Raw genomic sequence first — 19,699 nt, forward strand, 5'->3', positions numbered from 1 at the left:
ATCGACAGCGCCCCGGAAGAAAAAGCTCGCGGTATCACCATCAACACCGCTCACGTTGAATACGATTCGGCCGTGCGTCACTACGCACACGTTGACTGCCCAGGTCACGCCGACTACGTAAAAAACATGATCACCGGTGCTGCCCAGATGGACGGCGCGATCCTGGTTTGCTCGGCCGCTGATGGTCCGATGCCACAAACCCGTGAGCACATCCTGCTGTCCCGTCAGGTAGGCGTTCCGTACATCGTTGTCTTCCTGAACAAGGCTGACATGGTTGACGACGCTGAGCTGCTGGAACTGGTTGAGATGGAAGTGCGCGACCTGCTGAGCACTTACGATTTCCCAGGTGATGACACTCCAATCATCATCGGTTCGGCTCTGATGGCTCTGAACGGCCAAGACGACAACGAAATGGGCACCACTGCTGTCAAGAAGCTGGTGGAAACTCTGGACAGCTACATCCCAGAGCCAGAGCGTGCTATCGACAAGCCGTTCCTGATGCCAATCGAGGACGTGTTCTCGATCTCCGGTCGCGGTACTGTTGTGACTGGTCGTGTTGAGCGTGGCATCGTCCGTATCCAGGAAGAAGTTGAGATCGTCGGTCTGCGCGACACTCAGAAAACTACCTGCACCGGCGTTGAAATGTTCCGCAAGCTGCTCGACGAAGGTCGTGCTGGCGAGAACTGCGGCGTACTGCTGCGCGGCACCAAGCGTGACGACGTTGAGCGTGGCCAGGTTCTGGTCAAGCCAGGCACCGTCAAGCCGCACACCAAGTTCGTTGCAGAAGTTTACGTTCTGAGCAAGGAAGAAGGCGGTCGTCATACTCCGTTCTTCAAAGGCTACCGTCCACAGTTCTACTTCCGTACAACTGACGTGACTGGTAACTGCGAGCTGCCAGAAGGCGTTGAAATGGTAATGCCAGGTGACAACATCCAGATGACTGTCACTCTGATCAAAACCATCGCGATGGAAGACGGTCTGCGTTTCGCTATCCGTGAAGGCGGTCGTACCGTCGGCGCTGGCGTCGTAGCAAAAGTCATCGAGTAAACAGTTGTAATGTCTTTTTCGGGCCGGCATAATGGTCGGCCTGATTTTGTTTTAGGTCAGTAGCTCAATTGGCAGAGCGACGGTCTCCAAAACCGTAGGTTGGGGGTTCGATTCCCTCCTGACCTGCCAGATTCACTCAGTGTGTCTGGCTTTCTTTTCACAGGATCTTCATAGATGACTCCTAAAGCTGAAGCTCAAGGCTCTCGCTTCGATCTGCTCAAGTGGCTAGTGGTAGTCGCTTTGGTGGTTGTTGGCGTTGTTGGCAATCAGTATTTTTCTGCTTCGCCGATCCTGTACCGCGTACTCGCATTGCTTGCTATCGCCGCTGTTGCTGCCTTTGTAGGCCTGCAGACAGCCAAGGGCAAGTCTTTCTTTGTACTCGCTAAGGAAGCCCGCACCGAGATTCGTAAAGTCGTATGGCCGACTCGCCAAGAAACCACGCAGACCACGTTGATCGTTGTGGCTGTCGTTCTGGTTATGGCGTTGCTGTTGTGGGGGCTTGATTCCCTGCTCGGCTGGCTCGTTTCCTTGATTGTTGGCTAAGGGTGTCCCGTGGCTAAGCGTTGGTACGTTGTGCATGCTTACTCGGGTTACGAGAAGCATGTTATGCGCTCGCTGATAGAGCGTGTGAAGCTGGCTGGCATGGAAGATGGCTTTGGCGAGATTCTGGTTCCCACTGAAGAAGTGGTTGAAATGCGTAATGGCCAGAAGCGCAAAAGTGAACGCAAGTTCTTTCCAGGCTATGTGCTGGTGCAGATGGATATGAACGAAGGGACTTGGCACTTGGTCAAGGATACCCCTCGGGTGATGGGCTTCATCGGCGGTACTGCTGATAAGCCTGCGCCAATCACGGATAAAGAGGCAGAAGCAATTCTGCGTCGCGTCGCTGATGGTAGCGACAAGCCGAAGCCGAAAACGTTGTTTGAGCCAGGTGAAGTTGTACGGGTCACTGATGGTCCATTCGCTGATTTCAACGGCACGGTTGAAGAAGTTAACTACGAAAAGAGCCGGATCCAGGTCGCAGTGCTCATTTTCGGTCGCTCTACTCCGGTGGAGCTCGAGTTCAGTCAGGTCGAAAAGGTCTGATCGAACAGGCATCCCAACCCCGCAGCCCAAGGCTGTGGGGTTTTGTCGTCACTGGGATAAACGCGCAAGTAACCGGGGAGCCTTTCGAGGCGTTCGAACCCGTAATTGGAGTGCCTCATGGCCAAGAAGATTACCGCTTACATCAAGCTGCAAGTGAAGGCCGCTCAGGCTAACCCAAGTCCACCCGTTGGTCCTGCTCTGGGTCAGCACGGCGTGAACATTATGGAATTCTGCAAGGCTTTCAACGCCCGTACCCAGGGTCTTGAGCCAGGTCTGCCGACTCCAGTGATCATCACTGTCTACAGCGACCGTAGCTTCACTTTCGAAACAAAGAGCACCCCTGCTTCGGTTCTGCTGAAGAAGGCTGCAGGTTTGACCAGCGGTTCCGCTCGTCCAAACACCGTTAAGGTTGGCACCGTTACCCGTGCTCAGCTGGAAGAAATCGCGAAGACCAAAAACGCGGATCTGACTGCAGCTGATATGGATGCAGCCGTGCGTACTATCGCCGGTTCTGCTCGTAGCATGGGCCTTAACGTGGAGGGTGTGTAATGGCTAAGCTGACCAAGCGTCAAAAGGCTATCGCCGGCAAAATCGAAGCAGGCAAGGCCTACAACTTTGTAGACGCCGCAGCTCTGCTGGCTGAGCTGTCGACTGTCAAGTTCAGCGAGTCGTTCGACGTTGCTGTAAACCTGGGCGTTGACCCACGTAAATCCGACCAGGTCGTTCGTAGCGCTACCGTGCTGCCACACGGCACTGGCAAGACTGTCCGTGTTGCTGTTTTCACCCAGGGCCCAGCAGCTGAAGCTGCTCTGGCTGCTGGCGCTGATCGCGTAGGCATGGACGATCTGGCTGCTGAAATGAAAGGCGGCGACCTGAACTATGACGTAGTAATCGCATCTCCAGATGCCATGCGCGTTGTAGGTCAACTGGGTCAGATCCTCGGTCCACGTGGTCTGATGCCTAACCCGAAAGTCGGCACCGTAACCCCAGACGTAGCTACCGCAGTCAAGAACGCGAAGGCTGGTCAGGTTCGTTATCGCACCGACAAAAACGGCATCATCCACACTTCCGTTGGCAAGATCGGTTTCGATGCCGTCAAGCTGAAGGAAAACGTTGAAGCCCTGATCGCTGATCTGAAGCGTATCAAGCCGGCTTCCTCGAAAGGTATCTACGTCAAGCGCGTTACCCTGAGCACCACCATGGGCCCAGGTCTGGTCATCGACCAGAGCTCGCTGGACGCGTAAGACACAGATTGGCGCAAGTAATTGCGCCAATTGAAAAATTGGGGTCCCTGCCTGGCGGGGGCTATCCAAGACCGTAGGCGACGTAAGTCTTAAACCACAAGCCTACGCAGATGGTGCTCCCGGTTCCTTACCGAATCAGACACCAAAACGACATTCGGTTTCGATCGGATGAAACGGTAACAAGCAGGAGTTAAACCCGTGGCAATTAAACTCGAAGACAAGAAGGCCATCGTCGCTGAAGTCAACGAGGCTGCCAAAGTCGCTCTGTCCGCTGTCGTGGCTGATGCCCGTGGCGTAACAGTAGGCGCTATGACCGGACTCCGTAAAGAGGCCCGCGAAGCTGGTGTTTATGTACGTGTCGTACGTAACACCCTGCTGAAGCGCGCTGTTGAAGGCACTCAATATGACGTGCTCAACGACGCGTTCGTCGGCCCGACCCTGATTGCATTCTCGAAAGAACATCCGGGCGCTGCTGCCCGTATCTTCAAAGAGTTCGCAAAGGGTCAGGACAAGTTCGAGATCAAGGCAGCTGCGTTCGAGGGCAAGTTCCTCGCAGCTAACCAAATCGACGTACTGGCAACTCTGCCGACCCGTGACGAAGCAATTTCTCAGCTGATGAGCGTGATTCAAGGCGCTACCAGCAAGTTGGCTCGTACTCTGGCGGCAATTCGCGATCAGAAAGAAGCTGCTGCAGCCTGAGGCTGAGCGTTTCCTCCTCGCGTATTTTTGTTTATTTCGATGGCCTTGCAGGCTATCCCCCAATTCAGGAATTGAGTCATGTCTCTGACTAACGAACAAATCATCGAAGCAATCGGCGAAAAATCCGTAATGGAAATCGTTGAGCTGATCAAGGCAATGGAAGAGAAGTTCGGCGTTACTGCCGCTGCTGCTACCGTTGCTGCTGCTGGTCCAGCTGCTGTCGTTGAAGAACAAACCGAGTTCAACGTTGTTCTGACCGCCGCTGGCGACAAGAAAGTCAACGTGATCAAGGCTGTTCGCGAACTGACCGGTCTGGGTCTGAAAGAAGCCAAGGAGAAGGTTGACACCGCTCCTCAGGTTATCGCTGAAGGCGTTTCGAAAGAAGCTGCTGAAGACGCGAAGAAGAAGCTGGAAGAAGCAGGCGCTTCCGTCGAAGTTAAGTAACTTCGACCTTGCGTCTCCAGCCCGAGCGTCAAGCGAAAGGCTGATGGCTGGTGGCTCTTGCCACCGGCCTTTTTCCGTTATTGGCAGCCGATTGGGTCGGTGCCGGTAACGAGCTGTAACCACCCGAGGCGGTGGCGCAAACCATGGGGTTTGCACGATTTTCTGGCTGCTCCCGTCGGGGGGAGCCAAACAAGCAGGTGACCAAGCTGGGGAACGCTGATGGCTTACTCATATACTGAGAAAAAACGTATCCGCAAGGACTTTAGCAAGTTGCCGGACGTCATGGATGTGCCGTACCTCCTGGCCATCCAGCTGGATTCGTATCGTGAATTCTTGCAAGCGGGAGCGACTAAAGATCAGTTCCGCGACGTGGGCCTGCATGCGGCCTTCAAATCCGTTTTCCCGATCATCAGCTACTCCGGCAATGCTGCGCTGGAGTACGTCGGTTATCGCCTGGGCGAACCGGCATTTGATGTCAAAGAATGCGTATTGCGCGGTGTAACTTACGCCGTACCTTTGCGGGTAAAAGTGCGCCTGATCATTTTCGACAAAGAATCGTCGAACAAAGCGATCAAGGACATCAAAGAGCAAGAAGTCTACATGGGTGAAATCCCCCTGATGACTGAGAACGGTACCTTCGTTATCAACGGTACCGAGCGTGTAATCGTTTCCCAGCTGCACCGTTCTCCGGGCGTGTTCTTCGACCACGACCGTGGCAAGACGCACAGCTCCGGCAAACTGCTCTACTCCGCGCGCATCATTCCTTACCGCGGTTCCTGGTTGGACTTCGAGTTCGACCCGAAAGACTGCGTATTCGTGCGTATCGACCGTCGTCGCAAGCTGCCTGCATCGGTGCTGCTGCGTGCGCTCGGTTACACCACGGAAGAAGTGCTGGACGCGTTCTACACCACCAACGTTTTCCATGTGCAGGGTGAAAACCTCAGCCTGGAACTGGTGCCTCAGCGCCTGCGCGGTGAAATCGCGGTCCTCGATATCCAGGACGACAAGGGCAAGGTTATTGTCGAGCAGGGTCGTCGTATCACTGCCCGTCACATCAACCAGCTGGAAAAGGCCGGGATCAAAGAGCTGCAGGTGCCTATGGACTACGTCCTCGGTCGCACCACGGCCAAGGTCATCGTGCACCCGGCCACCGGCGAAATCCTCGCAGAGTGCAATACCGAACTGAGCACCGAGATCCTGGCGAAAATCGTCAAGGCCCAGGTCGTTCGTATCGAAACTCTGTACACCAACGATATCGACTGCGGTCCGTTCATTTCCGATACGTTGAAGATCGACTCCACCGGCAACCAACTGGAAGCGCTGGTCGAGATCTATCGCATGATGCGTCCTGGCGAGCCGCCAACCAAGGATGCTGCCGAAACCCTGTTCAACAACCTGTTCTTCAGTCCTGAGCGCTATGACCTGTCTGCGGTCGGCCGGATGAAGTTCAACCGTCGTATCGGTCGTACCGAGATCGAAGGTTCGGGCGTGCTGAACAAGGATGACATCGTTGCAGTACTCAAGACCCTGGTCGACATCCGTAACGGCAAGGGCATCGTCGATGACATCGACCACCTGGGTAACCGTCGTGTTCGCTGCGTAGGCGAAATGGCCGAGAACCAGTTCCGTGTTGGCCTGGTGCGTGTAGAGCGCGCGGTCAAGGAACGTCTGTCGATGGCTGAAAGCGAAGGCCTGATGCCGCAAGACCTGATCAACGCCAAGCCGGTAGCGGCGGCGGTGAAAGAGTTCTTCGGTTCCAGCCAGCTGTCCCAGTTCATGGACCAGAACAACCCGCTGTCCGAGATCACCCACAAGCGTCGTGTCTCCGCACTCGGCCCAGGTGGTCTGACCCGTGAGCGTGCAGGCTTCGAAGTTCGTGACGTACACCCGACCCACTACGGTCGTGTCTGCCCGATCGAAACGCCGGAAGGTCCGAACATCGGTCTGATCAACTCCCTGGCCGCCTATGCGCGCACCAACCAGTACGGCTTCCTCGAGAGCCCGTACCGCGTGGTGAAAGACGCTCTGGTCACCGACGAGATCGTGTTCCTGTCCGCCATCGAAGAAGCCGATCACGTGATCGCTCAGGCTTCGGCCACGATGAACGACAAGAAAGTGCTGATCGACGAGCTGGTAGCTGTTCGTCACCTGAACGAGTTCACCGTCAAGGCGCCGGAAGACGTCACCCTGATGGACGTGTCGCCGAAGCAGGTTGTTTCGGTCGCAGCGTCGCTGATCCCGTTCCTCGAGCACGACGACGCCAACCGTGCGTTGATGGGTTCGAACATGCAGCGTCAAGCTGTACCGACCCTGCGTGCCGACAAGCCGCTGGTAGGTACCGGCATGGAGCGTAACGTTGCCCGTGACTCCGGCGTTTGCGTCGTGGCTCGTCGTGGCGGTGTGATCGATTCCGTCGATGCAAGCCGTATCGTGGTTCGTGTTGCCGATGACGAAGTTGAGCCGGGCGAAGCCGGTGTCGACATCTACAACCTGACCAAATACACCCGTTCCAACCAGAACACCTGCATCAACCAGCGTCCGCTGGTGAGCAAAGGTGATCGGGTCCAGCGCAGCGACATCATGGCTGACGGTCCGTCCACCGACATGGGTGAACTGGCTCTGGGTCAGAACATGCGCATCGCGTTCATGGCGTGGAACGGCTTCAACTTCGAAGACTCCATCTGCCTGTCCGAGCGTGTGGTTCAGGAAGATCGCTTCACCACGATCCACATTCAGGAACTGACCTGTGTGGCCCGTGACACCAAGCTTGGCCCAGAGGAAATCACTGCGGACATCCCGAACGTGGGTGAGGCTGCACTGAACAAGCTGGACGAAGCCGGTATCGTTTATGTAGGTGCCGAAGTAGGCGCTGGCGACATCCTGGTCGGCAAGGTCACCCCGAAGGGCGAGACCCAGCTGACTCCGGAAGAAAAACTGCTGCGTGCGATCTTCGGTGAGAAGGCCAGCGACGTTAAGGACACCTCCCTGCGCGTGCCTACCGGCACCAAGGGTACTGTCATCGACGTACAGGTCTTCACTCGTGACGGCGTTGAGCGTGATGCCCGTGCACTGTCCATCGAGAAGACTCAGCTCGACGAGATCCGCAAGGACCTGAACGAAGAGTTCCGTATCGTTGAAGGCGCGACTTTCGAACGTCTGCGCGCAGCGCTGGTTGGCCACAAGGCCGAAGGCGGCGCCGGCCTGAAGAAAGGTCAGGAAATCACCGACGAAGTCCTCGACGGTCTTGAGCATGGCCAGTGGTTCAAACTGCGCATGGCTGAAGACGCGTTGAACGAGCAGCTCGAGAAGGCTCAGGCTTATATCGTTGATCGCCGTCGTCTGCTGGACGACAAGTTCGAAGACAAGAAGCGCAAGCTGCAGCAGGGCGATGACCTGGCTCCGGGCGTACTGAAGATCGTCAAGGTCTACCTGGCAATCCGCCGTCGCATCCAGCCAGGCGACAAGATGGCCGGTCGTCACGGTAACAAGGGTGTGGTCTCCGTGATCATGCCGGTTGAAGACATGCCGCACGATGCCAACGGTACTCCGGTCGACGTCGTTCTCAACCCGCTGGGCGTACCTTCGCGTATGAACGTCGGTCAGATCCTTGAAACCCATCTGGGCCTCGCGGCCAAGGGCTTGGGCGAGAAGATCAACCGCATGCTCGAAGAGCAGCGCAAGGTCGCTGACCTGCGCAAGTTCCTGCACGAGATCTACAACGAGATCGGCGGTCGTAACGAAGAGCTCGACAGCTTCTCCGACCAGGAAATCCTGGATCTGGCGAAGAACCTCAAGGGCGGCGTTCCAATGGCCACTCCGGTGTTCGACGGTGCCAAGGAAGTTGAAATCAAGGCCATGCTGAAACTGGCGGATCTGCCGGAAAGCGGCCAGATGCAGCTGTTCGATGGTCGTACCGGCAACAAGTTCGAGCGCCCGGTTACCGTTGGCTACATGTACATGCTGAAGCTGAACCACTTGGTGGACGACAAGATGCACGCTCGTTCTACCGGTTCTTACAGCCTGGTTACCCAGCAACCGCTGGGTGGTAAGGCGCAGTTCGGTGGTCAGCGTTTCGGGGAGATGGAGGTCTGGGCACTGGAAGCGTACGGTGCTGCATACACTCTGCAAGAAATGCTCACAGTGAAGTCGGACGATGTGAACGGTCGGACCAAGATGTACAAGAACATCGTGGACGGCGATCACCGTATGGAGCCGGGCATGCCCGAGTCCTTCAACGTGTTGATCAAAGAAATTCGTTCCCTCGGCATCGATATCGATCTGGAAACCGAATAACACGTGACGCGAATCGAGAGCGGGGCTGTCCTGCCCGCTCTCTGCTCCGCCAGGAGGAAAGGCCTTGAAAGACCTACTGAATTTGCTGAAAAACCAGGGTCAAGTCGAAGAGTTCGACGCCATCCGTATCGGATTGGCCTCGCCTGAGATGATCCGTTCGTGGTCGTTCGGTGAAGTAAAAAAGCCGGAAACCATCAACTACCGTACGTTCAAACCTGAGCGTGACGGCCTGTTCTGCGCCAAGATCTTTGGCCCGGTAAAGGATTACGAGTGCCTGTGCGGTAAGTACAAGCGCTTGAAGCATCGTGGTGTGATCTGCGAGAAGTGCGGCGTTGAAGTTGCACTGGCAAAAGTTCGTCGTGAGCGCATGGCGCACATCGAGCTGGCGTCGCCGGTTGCCCACATCTGGTTCCTGAAATCGCTGCCGTCCCGTATCGGCCTGCTGATGGACATGACCCTGCGTGATATCGAACGCGTTCTCTACTTCGAGAGCTATGTCGTTATCGATCCAGGCATGACCACCCTTGAAAAAGGTCAGTTGCTGAACGACGAGCAGTATTTCGAGGCGCTGGAAGAATTCGGCGACGATTTCGATGCCCGCATGGGTGCCGAAGCTGTCCGCGAACTGCTGCACGCGATCGACCTGGAGCACGAGATTGGCCGTCTGCGTGAAGAAATTCCGCAAACCAACTCCGAAACCAAGATCAAGAAGCTGTCCAAGCGTCTGAAGTTGATGGAGGCCTTCCAGGGCTCCGGCAACCTGCCAGAGTGGATGGTGCTGACCGTTCTGCCGGTTCTGCCGCCAGATCTGCGTCCACTGGTTCCGCTCGATGGCGGTCGTTTCGCGACTTCCGACCTCAACGATCTGTATCGTCGGGTGATCAACCGTAACAACCGCTTGAAGCGCCTGCTCGACCTGTCCGCTCCGGACATCATCGTGCGCAACGAAAAGCGTATGTTGCAGGAAGCGGTCGACGCACTGCTCGACAACGGTCGTCGTGGCCGCGCTATCACCGGTTCCAACAAGCGTCCTCTGAAATCCCTGGCTGACATGATCAAGGGTAAGCAAGGTCGTTTCCGTCAGAACTTGCTCGGTAAGCGCGTTGACTACTCCGGTCGTTCGGTAATTACCGTAGGTCCGACCCTGCGTCTGCACCAGTGCGGTCTGCCTAAGAAAATGGCTCTGGAACTGTTCAAGCCGTTCATTTTCGGCAAGCTGGAAATGCGTGGTCTGGCGACCACCATCAAGGCTGCGAAGAAGATGGTCGAGCGCGAGCTGCCAGAGGTCTGGGACGTTCTCGCCGAAGTGATTCGCGAACACCCGGTGCTGCTCAACCGTGCACCGACCCTTCACCGTCTGGGTATCCAGGCGTTTGAACCGGTACTGATCGAAGGTAAGGCTATCCAGCTGCACCCGTTGGTCTGTGCTGCGTACAACGCCGACTTCGACGGCGACCAGATGGCCGTGCACGTGCCGCTGACGCTGGAAGCCCAGCTCGAAGCGCGCGCGCTGATGATGTCCACCAACAACATCCTGTCGCCAGCCAACGGTGAGCCAATCATCGTTCCGTCGCAGGACGTTGTATTGGGTCTGTATTACATGACTCGTGAAGCGATCAACGCCAAGGGCGAAGGTCGGGTGTTCGCGGATCTGCAGGAAGTTGACCGTGTGTTCCGTGCCGGCGAAGCCGCACTGCACGCCAAGGTCAAGGTGCGGATCAACGAAACCGTGAACGATCGTGACGGCAACAGCGTGACCAACACCCGTATCGTCGACACTACCGTCGGCCGTGCGCTGTTGTTCCAGGTGGTGCCGAAAGGTCTGTCCTTCGACGTCGTCAACCTGCCGATGAAGAAAAAGGCGATCTCCAAGCTGATCAACCAGTGCTATCGCGTGGTGGGTCTGAAAGAGACCGTGATCTTCGCTGACCAGTTGATGTACACCGGTTTTGCCTATTCGACCATCTCCGGTGTTTCCATCGGTGTTAACGACTTCGTTATCCCGGATGAAAAAGCCCGCATCATCGGTGCTGCTACCGAAGAAGTGAAAGAGATCGAAAGCCAGTACGCCTCCGGCCTGGTAACCCAGGGCGAGAAGTACAACAAGGTAATCGACCTCTGGTCGAAGGCGAACGACGAAGTCTCCAAGGCGATGATGGCCAACCTCTCGAAAGAGAAGGTCATCGACCGCCACGGCGACGAAGTCGACCAGGAGTCCTTCAACTCGATGTACATGATGGCTGACTCGGGTGCGCGGGGTTCTGCTGCGCAGATCCGTCAGCTCGCCGGTATGCGTGGCCTGATGGCCAAGCCGGACGGCTCCATCATCGAGACCCCGATTACAGCGAACTTCCGTGAAGGTCTGAGCGTACTCCAGTACTTCATCTCCACGCACGGTGCTCGTAAGGGTCTTGCGGATACCGCGTTGAAAACCGCGAACTCCGGTTACCTGACTCGTCGTCTGGTAGACGTGGCGCAGGATCTGGTCGTGACCGAGATCGATTGCGGCACCGAACATGGCCTGCTGATGACGCCGCACATTGAAGGCGGTGACGTTGTCGAGCCGTTGGGTGAGCGCGTACTGGGCCGTGTCATTGCCCGTGACGTCTTCAAGCCGGGTACCGAGGACGTGATCGTTCCTGCTGGCACCCTGGTCGACGAGAAGTGGGTCGAATTCATCGAGCTCAACAGCATCGACGAAGTGATCGTGCGTTCTCCGATCAGCTGCGAAACCCGCTACGGCATCTGCGCCAAGTGCTACGGTCGCGACCTGGCTCGCGGTCACCAGGTGAACATCGGTGAAGCGGTCGGCGTTATCGCGGCCCAGTCCATCGGTGAGCCGGGTACCCAGCTGACGATGCGTACGTTCCACATCGGTGGTGCGGCGAGCCGGACCTCTGCGGCCGACAGCGTTCAGGTGAAGAATGGCGGTACTGTCCGCCTGCATAACCTGAAGCACGTTGAGCGTGTGGATGGTCACCTGGTAGCTGTATCCCGTTCGGGTGAGCTGGCGATCGCGGACGACTTCGGTCGTGAGCGCGAGCGTTACAAGCTGCCTTACGGTGCTGTGATTTCGGTGAAGGAAGGCGACAAGGTCGAAGCTGGCGCAATCGTGGCCAAGTGGGATCCGCACACTCACCCGATCGTCACCGAGATGAAAGGTACCGTGACCTACGTGGGCATGGAAGAAGGCATCACGATCAAGCGTCAGACCGACGAATTGACCGGTATGACCAACATTGAAGTACTCGACGCCAAAGATCGTCCAGCTGCCGGCAAGGACATCCGTCCAGCCGTGAAGATGGTCGACGACAACGGCAAGGACCTGTTGCTGCCAGGCACTGACGTAATCGCTCAGTACTTCCTGCCAGCCAACGCCCTGGTCGGTGTAGCGGACGGTGCGCGGATCGCGATCGGTGACGTTATCGCTCGTATCCCGCAAGAAACTTCGAAGACCCGCGACATCACCGGTGGTCTGCCGCGTGTTGCCGACCTGTTCGAAGCCCGTCGTCCGAAAGAAGCGTCGATTCTGGCTGAAGTCAGCGGCACCATCGCGTTCGGTAAAGAGACCAAGGGCAAGCGCCGTCTGGTCATTACCCCGAACGACGGTAGCGATCCGTATGAAGAGCTGATTCCGAAGTGGCGTCACCTGAACGTCTTCGAAGGCGAACAGGTAAACCGCGGCGAAGTTATCTCCGACGGCCCGAGCGATCCACACGACATCCTGCGTCTGCTGGGTGTGAGTGCGCTGGCCAAGTACATCGTGAACGAGATCCAGGACGTTTATCGTCTGCAAGGCGTGAAGATCAACGACAAGCACATCGAGACCATCCTGCGTCAGATGCTGCGTAAAGTTGAGATCTCCGAGTCCGGCGACTCCAGCTTCATCAAGGGCGACCAGATGGAACTGACTCACGTACTGGTAGAGAACGAGCGTCTGAGCACGGAAGACAAGTTTGTCGCCAAGTTCACCCGCGTCCTGCTGGGTATTACCAAGGCGTCGTTGTCCACCGAATCGTTCATCTCGGCGGCTTCCTTCCAGGAAACCACCCGGGTGTTGACCGAAGCGGCGGTCACCGGCAAGCGCGATTACCTGCGCGGCCTGAAGGAAAACGTGGTCGTGGGTCGTCTGATCCCGGCTGGTACCGGTTTGGCCTATCACAGCGAGCGCAAGCGTCGTCGTGATGCAGACAAGCCGTTGCGCGTAAGCGCCAGTGAAGTGGAAGCTGCACTGACCGAAGCGTTGAACTCGAGCGGTAACTGAGTTCTGCAGTAATTAAGTGCCTGGCCCTGGTCGCCTCATTCGCCGGATCGAGACAAATTGTCGAGATCCGGTGAGCGGGGAGGTCGGGGCCTTGCCTTGACTGGGGACAAGATCCTCTTTAGACTCTTGATCCCCTAAATTTGGCGGGAATTCGTTCCTGCCATTTTGCTTTTCTTGTAAGACAATAGCGTCGCAAGACAACAGTGGAGCTAGTAGATGGCAACTATCAACCAGCTGGTACGTCAGCCGCGTAAGCGTATCGTCGAGAAATCCGACGTACCTGCGCTGCAGAACTGCCCGCAACGTCGTGGCGTATGCACCCGTGTGTATACCACCACGCCGAAAAAACCTAACTCGGCACTGCGTAAAGTATGCCGTGTGCGTCTGACCAACGGTTTCGAGGTTTCCTCGTACATCGGCGGTGAAGGCCACAACCTGCAAGAGCACAGCGTGGTACTGATCCGCGGCGGTCGTGTAAAAGACTTGCCAGGTGTTCGTTACCACACCGTTCGCGGCTCCTTGGATACCTCCGGCGTTAAAGGCCGTAACCAGGGTCGTTCGAAGTACGGTACCAAGCGTCCGAAGTAATCGGTCGTTTTGCAGTTTTTCATTTTTATTGAGTCGATAAGAGTAAGGTCGGGCACGCGTTTGCTGTCCCGGGCTAACCTGAAGACCGTTTGAGGGCTTATCAATGCCAAGACGTCGCGTAGCAGCCAAACGTGAGATTCTGGACGATCCGAAATACGGAAGCCAGATTCTCGCCAAGTTCATGAACCACGTAATGGAAAGCGGCAAGAAAGCCGTTGCCGAACGTATTGTTTATGGCGCGCTGGAAAAAGTTAAAGAGCGTAAGAACTCCGATCCCCTGGAACTCTTCGAAAAAGCACTCGACGCCATCGCTCCGCTGGTCGAAGTGAAGTCGCGCCGCGTAGGCGGTGCTACCTACCAGGTTCCGGTCGAAGTTCGTCCGTCCCGTCGTAACGCTCTGGCCATGCGCTGGCTCGTAGACTTCGCCCGCAAGCGCGGCGAGAAGTCCATGGCTCTGCGTTTGGCTGGTGAGCTGCTGGACGCTGCTGAAGGTAAAGGTGCTGCAGTTAAGAAGCGTGAAGACGTGCACCGTATGGCTGAGGCCAACAAGGCTTTCTCGCACTACCGCTTCTAATTTTAGCGTCACTCAATTTGCGAGGGCTTTATGGCTCGTACAACCGATATTAAACGCTACCGTAACATTGGTATCGTTGCTCACGTGGATGCGGGTAAAACCACTACCACCGAGCGCGTCCTGTTCTACACGGGCGTAAACCACAAAATGGGCGAGGTGCATGATGGCGCCGCGACCATGGACTGGATGGTACAAGAGCAGGAGCGGGGTATTACCATTACCTCCGCTGCTACTACTGCTTTCTGGGAAGGCTCGAACAAGCAATTCCCTAAGCACCGCTTCAACATCATCGATACCCCCGGCCACGTTGACTTCACCATTGAAGTAGAGCGTTCGCTGCGCGTACTCGACGGCGCTGTCGTTGTGTTCTGCGGTACTTCCGGTGTTGAGCCTCAGTCTGAAACCGTATGGCGTCAAGCCAACAAATACGGCGTTCCGCGTCTTGTTTACGTGAACAAGATGGACCGTGCTGGTGCCAACTTCCTGCGCGTGATCGGTCAGATCAAGCAGCGTCTGGGTCACACTCCGGTGCCTATCCAGTTGGCTATCGGTTCCGAAGACAACTTCGAAGGTCAGATCGATCTGATGACCATGGAAGCTGTTCGTTGGAACGACGGCGACAAGGGTATGGCTGCCATTCGTGGTCCGATCCCGGCTGAGCTGCAAGAGCTGGCTGAAGAGTGGCGCAGCAACATGGTTGAGGCGGCCGCCGAAGCCAACGAAGAGCTGATGAACAAGTACCTGGAAGGCGAAGAGCTGTCGATCGAAGAGATCAAGGCTGCTCTGCGTCAGCGCACCATCGCTGGCGAAATCGTTCTGGCTGTTTGCGGTTCCTCGTTCAAGAACAAGGGTGTTCCCCTGGTTCTCGATGCCGTTATCGACTACCTGCCTGCACCAGTCGACATTCCAGCCATCAAGGGTTCCGACCCGGATGACGAAACTGTCGAAATGGAGCGTCATGCAGACGACAACGAGCCGTTCTCGGCTCTGGCGTTCAAGATCGCTACCGACCCATTCGTGGGTACCCTGACATTTGCTCGCGTTTACTCGGGCGTGTTGAACTCCGGCGACGGCGTGATCAACTCGGTCAAGGGCAAGAAAGAGCGCGTGGGTCGTATGGTGCAAATGCACGCAAACACCCGCGAAGAGATCAAGGAAGTACGCGCTGGCGACATCGCGGCCCTGATCGGCATGAAGGACGTCACCACGGGTGACACCCTGTGCTCCGCTGACAAGCCAATCATCCTGGTTCGCATGGACTTCCCGGAGCCGGTTATCTCGGTTGCCGTTGAGCCGAAAACCAAGGATGACCAGGAAAAAATGGGTATCGCTCTGGGCAAGCTCGCTCAGGAAGACCCGTCTTTCCGCGTCAAGACCGATGAAGAGACTGGTCAGACGATCATCTCCGGCATGGGCGAGTTGCACCTGGACATCCTGGTTGACCGGATGCGCCGTGAGTTCAACGTCGAAGCCAACATCGGTAAGCCACAGGTTTCCTATCGTGAGAAGATCACGAAGGCTTGTGAGATCGAAGGCAAGTTCGTTCGCCAGTCCGGCGGTCGTGGTCAGTTCGGCCACTGCTGGATCCGTTTTGCGCCTGCTGACGAAGGTCAGGAAGGTCTGCAATTCGTGAACGAAGTAGTGGGTGGTGTGGTTCCGAAGGAATACATCCCGGCTATCCAGAAGGGTATCGAAGAGCAGATGAAGAACGGCGTTGTCGCCGGCTATCCGCTGATCGGCCTGAAGGCTACCGTGTTCGATGGTTCTTACCACGACGTCGACTCCAACGAGATGGCGTTCAAGGTGGCGGCCTCCATGGCGACCAAGCAACTGGCTACCAAAGGTGGCGGTGTTGTTCTTGAGCCGATCATGAAGGTTGAAGTCGTAACACCTGAGGACTACATGGGCGACGTGATGGGTGACCTGAACCGTCGTCGCGGTCTGATCCAGGGTATGGAAGACACGGTTTCCGGTAAGGTTATCCGTGCCGAGGTTCCGCTGGGCGAGATGTTCGGTTACGCAACCGACGTTCGTTCCATGTCCCAGGGTCGCGCGAGCTACTCTATGGAATTCTCCAAATACTCCGAGGCTCCGTCGAACGTCGTCGAAGCTATCGTTAAAAAACAAGGCTGATTCAGCCCCTTTAGGCTAGGAGTTAATTGTCGTGGCTAAAGAAAAATTTGAACGTAACAAACCGCACGTCAACGTTGGCACCATCGGTCACGTTGACCACGGTAAAACCACTCTGACCGCTGCTCTGACCCGCGTCTGCTCCGAAGTTTTCGGTTCGGCCAAGGTTGACTTCGACAAAATCGACAGCGCCCCGGAAGAAAAAGCTCGCGGTATCACCATCAACACCGCTCACGTTGAATACGATTCGGCCGTGCGTCACTACGCACACGTTGACTGCCCAGGTCACGCCGACTACGTAAAAAACATGATCACCGGTGCTGCCCAGATGGACGGCGCGATCCTGGTTTGCTCGGCCGCTGATGGTCCGATGCCACAAACCCGTGAGCACATCCTGCTGTCCCGTCAGGTAGGCGTTCCGTACATCGTTGTCTTCCTGAACAAGGCTGACATGGTTGACGACGCTGAGCTGCTGGAACTGGTTGAGATGGAAGTGCGCGACCTGCTGAGCACTTACGATTTCCCAGGTGATGACACTCCAATCATCATCGGTTCGGCTCTGATGGCTCTGAACGGCCAAGACGACAACGAAATGGGCACCACTGCTGTCAAGAAGCTGGTGGAAACTCTGGACAGCTACATCCCAGAGCCAGAGCGTGCTATCGACAAGCCGTTCCTGATGCCAATCGAGGACGTGTTCTCGATCTCCGGTCGCGGTACTGTTGTGACTGGTCGTGTTGAGCGTGGCATCGTCCGTATCCAGGAAGAAGTTGAGATCGTCGGTCTGCGCGACACTCAGAAAACTACCTGCACCGGCGTTGAAATGTTCCGCAAGCTGCTCGACGAAGGTCGTGCTGGCGAGAACTGCGGCGTACTGCTGCGCGGCACCAAGCGTGACGACGTTGAGCGTGGCCAGGTTCTGGTCAAGCCAGGCACCGTCAAGCCGCACACCAAGTTCGTTGCAGAAGTTTACGTTCTGAGCAAGGAAGAAGGCGGTCGTCATACTCCGTTCTTCAAAGGCTACCGTCCACAGTTCTACTTCCGTACAACTGACGTGACTGGTAACTGCGAGCTGCCAGAAGGCGTTGAAATGGTAATGCCAGGTGACAACATCCAGATGACTGTCACTCTGATCAAAACCATCGCGATGGAAGACGGTCTGCGTTTCGCTATCCGTGAAGGCGGTCGTACCGTCGGCGCTGGCGTCGTAGCCAAAGTCATCGAGTAAGTCTCTTTTAGAGTCTGCTTGATGAGTTGAAAAAGCCCCCGCTTAGCGGGGGCTTTTTTATTGGGTTGACACCTATCAGGGGCGTCTATAGAATTGCGCCTCCTTTTAACGGGCGTATTGCGCCCGGTGGGAATAGCAGCCGGAGTCTGAAATCCAATGCAAAATCAGCAAATCCGTATCAGGTTGAAGGCTTTTGACCATCGCCTGATCGACCAATCCACCCAGGAAATCGTGGAAACCGCGAAACGTACTGGTGCTCAAGTGCGTGGTCCAATTCCACTGCCTACCCGTAAAGAGCGGTTCACCGTTCTGGTCTCCCCGCACGTCAACAAAGACGCGCGTGACCAGTACGAGATCCGTACTCATAAGCGCGTTCTGGACATCGTCCAGCCAACGGATAAAACCGTTGATGCACTTATGAAGCTCGATCTTGCGGCCGGTGTGGAAGTGCAGATCAGCCTCGGCTAAGACTCGGTCTTAGTCGTGTAACGCTCTGAAATGGGCGGCCATAGCGGGTGAAAGCCCCGTACACTCATGAGGTTTACAACATGACTATTGGTGTAGTCGGTCGTAAATGCGGTATGACCCGTATTTTCACCGAAGAAGGTGTCTCCATTCCGGTCACGGTCATTGAGATCGAGCCGAATCGCGTCACCCAGTTCAAAACTGAAGAGACCGATGGCTATCGTGCAGTGCAAGTCACTGTCGGCGAGCGTCGTGCTTCGCGTGTAACAGCTGCTCAAGCTGGCCACTTCGCCAAGGCGAACGTTGCCGCTGGTCGTACCGTACTGGAATTCCGTCTTGAAGAAGGCGAGTACCAGGCCGGCGATCTGATCAACGCTGAAATCTTCGCTGCTGGTCAACTGGTTGATGTAACCGGTCAGTCCAAAGGTAAAGGCTTCCAGGGTACGATCAAGCGTTGGAACTTCCGCGGGCAAGATAACACCCACGGTAACTCCGTATCCCACCGCGTTCCAGGCTCTATCGGCCAGTGCCAGACTCCTGGTCGTGTATTCAAGGGCAAAAAAATGTCCGGTCATATGGGCGCCGAGCGCGTGACCGTGCAGTCCCTCGAAGTAGTGCGCGTGGACGCTGAACGCAATCTGTTGTTGGTCAAGGGCGCTGTTCCTGGCGCTACTGGCGGCAACGTGGTTGTACGTCCAGCAGCCAAGGCTCGCGGTTAAGGGGAAGCTGACATGCAATTAAATGTAAATGACGCTCAAGCGATCGAAGTTTCCGAACTGACATTTGGCGGCGAATTCAACGAGACGCTGGTTCACCAAGCAGTCGTGGCCTACATGGCTGGCGGCCGTCAAGGTAGCAAGCAGCAAAAGACCCGTTCCGACGTTTCCGGTGGCGGTAAGCGCCCATGGCGTCAGAAAGGTACTGGCCGTGCTCGTGCCGGTACTATCCGTAGCCCAATCTGGCGTGGCGGCGGTACCACTTTCGCAGCTCGTCCTCAGGATCACTCCCAGAAGCTGAACAAGAAGATGTATCGCGCAGCAATGCGTTCCATCCTTGCTGAGCTGGTGCGTACTGATCGTCTGGTCGTGGTTCAGGACTTCGCTGTTGAAGCACCGAAAACCAAAGATCTGCTGAACAAGCTGAATGGCATGGGCCTGACTGACGTCCTGATCGTGTCTGACGCTGTTGATCAGAACCTGTACCTGGCTGCTCGTAACCTGCCGCACGTCGATGTTCGTGACGTACAGGGTTCCGATCCGGTCAGTCTGATCGCATACGACAAGGTGTTGATCACCGTGTCGGCCGTGAAGAAATTCGAGGAGCTGCTGGGATGAACCAGGAACGCGTATTTAAAGTTCTGCTTGGCCCGCACGTTTCCGAGAAGGCTACGGTTCTGGCAGACAAGAAAGGCCAGTTCGTTTTCAAGGTTGCTACCGACGCAACCAAGCTGGAAATCAAGAAGGCCGTCGAAAGCCTGTTCAGCGTGAAAGTAGAGCGCGTGACTACCCTGAATGTTCTGGGTAAAAGCAAGCGCACTGCTCGCGGTCTGGGCAAGCGTAATGACTGGAAGAAGGCAGTTATCTCCCTTCAGCCAGGCCAAGATCTCGATTTCAGCAGCAGTGCTGAGTAAGGAAGGG

17 protein-coding genes and 1 tRNA gene are annotated in these 19,699 nt (G+C 56.2%); all 18 read left to right on the plus strand.

The genetic code is table 11. The features are described 5' to 3' along the window. Nucleotides 1–1,047, plus strand: a 1,047-nt coding sequence (gene tuf, locus CGA22_RS26335) for an elongation factor Tu (protein WP_188258755.1), incomplete at its 5' end; no start/stop codon positions are given. Between the two features lie 53 nt (nt 1,048–1,100). Further along, nucleotides 1,101–1,176, plus strand: a tRNA-Trp gene (locus CGA22_RS26340). Between the two features lie 45 nt (nt 1,177–1,221). Then, a complete protein-coding gene (gene secE / locus CGA22_RS26345) occupies nt 1,222–1,590 on the plus strand; it encodes a preprotein translocase subunit SecE (RefSeq protein ID WP_024776457.1) in 369 nt (122 codons plus the stop codon). A 9-nt stretch (nt 1,591–1,599) separates the two neighbouring features. Continuing rightward, nucleotides 1,600–2,133, plus strand: a complete 534-nt coding sequence (nusG, locus tag CGA22_RS26350; RefSeq protein WP_010443972.1) for a transcription termination/antitermination protein NusG — start codon at nt 1,600–1,602, stop codon at nt 2,131–2,133. A gap of 117 nt (nt 2,134–2,250) precedes the next feature. Next, nucleotides 2,251–2,682 carry a 50S ribosomal protein L11 gene (gene rplK / locus CGA22_RS26355; RefSeq protein WP_003176435.1) on the plus strand — a complete coding sequence of 144 codons (432 nt, stop codon included), beginning with the start codon at nt 2,251–2,253 and terminating at the stop codon, nt 2,680–2,682. After that, nucleotides 2,682–3,377, plus strand: a complete 696-nt coding sequence (gene rplA, locus CGA22_RS26360; RefSeq protein WP_003186095.1) for a 50S ribosomal protein L1 — start codon at nt 2,682–2,684, stop codon at nt 3,375–3,377. Before rplK ends, rplA begins: the two co-directional genes overlap by 1 nt. 198 nt (nt 3,378–3,575) lie before the next feature. Continuing rightward, a complete protein-coding gene (gene rplJ / locus CGA22_RS26365) occupies nt 3,576–4,076 on the plus strand; it encodes a 50S ribosomal protein L10 (protein WP_024776458.1) in 501 nt (166 codons plus the stop codon). 78 nt (nt 4,077–4,154) lie between these two features. Continuing rightward, nucleotides 4,155–4,520 (plus strand): 50S ribosomal protein L7/L12, encoded by a 366-nt coding sequence (rplL, locus tag CGA22_RS26370; RefSeq protein WP_024776459.1) that lies wholly within the window; start codon nt 4,155–4,157, stop codon nt 4,518–4,520. 219 nt (nt 4,521–4,739) lie between these two features. Beyond that, nucleotides 4,740–8,813, plus strand: a complete 4,074-nt coding sequence (gene rpoB / locus CGA22_RS26375) for a DNA-directed RNA polymerase subunit beta (protein WP_024776460.1) — start codon at nt 4,740–4,742, stop codon at nt 8,811–8,813. A gap of 64 nt (nt 8,814–8,877) precedes the next feature. Continuing rightward, nucleotides 8,878–13,077, plus strand: a complete 4,200-nt coding sequence (gene rpoC, locus CGA22_RS26380; protein WP_041023516.1) for a DNA-directed RNA polymerase subunit beta' — start codon at nt 8,878–8,880, stop codon at nt 13,075–13,077. 216 nt (nt 13,078–13,293) lie between these two features. Then, a complete protein-coding gene (gene rpsL, locus CGA22_RS26385) occupies nt 13,294–13,665 on the plus strand; it encodes a 30S ribosomal protein S12 (RefSeq protein WP_003186084.1) in 372 nt (123 codons plus the stop codon). A 103-nt stretch (nt 13,666–13,768) separates the two neighbouring features. Continuing rightward, on the plus strand, nt 13,769–14,239 hold the full coding sequence (rpsG, locus tag CGA22_RS26390; RefSeq protein WP_024776462.1) for a 30S ribosomal protein S7: 471 nt from the start codon (nt 13,769–13,771) through the stop codon (nt 14,237–14,239). A gap of 30 nt (nt 14,240–14,269) precedes the next feature. Then, on the plus strand, nt 14,270–16,372 hold the full coding sequence (gene fusA / locus CGA22_RS26395; RefSeq protein WP_024776463.1) for an elongation factor G: 2,103 nt from the start codon (nt 14,270–14,272) through the stop codon (nt 16,370–16,372). Between the two features lie 31 nt (nt 16,373–16,403). Then, nucleotides 16,404–17,597, plus strand: coding sequence for an elongation factor Tu (gene tuf, locus CGA22_RS26400; protein ID WP_053191465.1), 1,194 nt, complete (start codon nt 16,404–16,406; stop codon nt 17,595–17,597). A gap of 156 nt (nt 17,598–17,753) precedes the next feature. Further along, nucleotides 17,754–18,065 (plus strand): 30S ribosomal protein S10, encoded by a 312-nt coding sequence (rpsJ, locus tag CGA22_RS26405; RefSeq protein WP_003186070.1) that lies wholly within the window; start codon nt 17,754–17,756, stop codon nt 18,063–18,065. Nucleotides 18,066–18,145: 80 nt separating this feature from the next. Next, nucleotides 18,146–18,781 (plus strand): 50S ribosomal protein L3, encoded by a 636-nt coding sequence (gene rplC, locus CGA22_RS26410; protein WP_041022493.1) that lies wholly within the window; start codon nt 18,146–18,148, stop codon nt 18,779–18,781. A 12-nt stretch (nt 18,782–18,793) separates the two neighbouring features. After that, nucleotides 18,794–19,396, plus strand: a complete 603-nt coding sequence (rplD, locus tag CGA22_RS26415) for a 50S ribosomal protein L4 (protein ID WP_003186057.1) — start codon at nt 18,794–18,796, stop codon at nt 19,394–19,396. Next, nucleotides 19,393–19,692: a 50S ribosomal protein L23 gene (gene rplW, locus CGA22_RS26420; protein WP_002555488.1), complete on the plus strand. Its 300-nt coding sequence runs from the start codon at nt 19,393–19,395 to the stop codon at nt 19,690–19,692. Before rplD ends, rplW begins: the two co-directional genes overlap by 4 nt. Nucleotides 19,693–19,699: the final 7 nt, after the last annotated feature.

The sequence above is a fragment of the Pseudomonas sp. PSB18 genome, from assembly GCF_014596565.1.
Taxonomy (GTDB): domain Bacteria; phylum Pseudomonadota; class Gammaproteobacteria; order Pseudomonadales; family Pseudomonadaceae; genus Aquipseudomonas.

Bases quoted from the DNA above. Each gene is read 5' to 3' on its own strand.
- rpsJ (WP_003186070.1), top strand. From the start codon at position 17,754: ATGCAAAATCAGCAAATCCGTATCAGGTTGAAGGCTTTTGACCATCGC.
- rpsG (WP_024776462.1), top strand. From the start codon at position 13,769: ATGCCAAGACGTCGCGTAGCAGCCAAACGTGAGATTCTGGACGATCCG.
- rplC (WP_041022493.1), top strand. From the start codon at position 18,146: ATGACTATTGGTGTAGTCGGTCGTAAATGCGGTATGACCCGTATTTTC.
- rpoB (WP_024776460.1), top strand. From the start codon at position 4,740: ATGGCTTACTCATATACTGAGAAAAAACGTATCCGCAAGGACTTTAGC.
- rplK (WP_003176435.1), top strand. From the start codon at position 2,251: ATGGCCAAGAAGATTACCGCTTACATCAAGCTGCAAGTGAAGGCCGCT.
- rplA (WP_003186095.1), top strand. From the start codon at position 2,682: ATGGCTAAGCTGACCAAGCGTCAAAAGGCTATCGCCGGCAAAATCGAA.
- rplD (WP_003186057.1), top strand. From the start codon at position 18,794: ATGCAATTAAATGTAAATGACGCTCAAGCGATCGAAGTTTCCGAACTG.
- rplL (WP_024776459.1), top strand. From the start codon at position 4,155: ATGTCTCTGACTAACGAACAAATCATCGAAGCAATCGGCGAAAAATCC.
- rplW (WP_002555488.1), top strand. From the start codon at position 19,393: ATGAACCAGGAACGCGTATTTAAAGTTCTGCTTGGCCCGCACGTTTCC.
- secE (WP_024776457.1), top strand. From the start codon at position 1,222: ATGACTCCTAAAGCTGAAGCTCAAGGCTCTCGCTTCGATCTGCTCAAG.
- fusA (WP_024776463.1), top strand. From the start codon at position 14,270: ATGGCTCGTACAACCGATATTAAACGCTACCGTAACATTGGTATCGTT.
- rpsL (WP_003186084.1), top strand. From the start codon at position 13,294: ATGGCAACTATCAACCAGCTGGTACGTCAGCCGCGTAAGCGTATCGTC.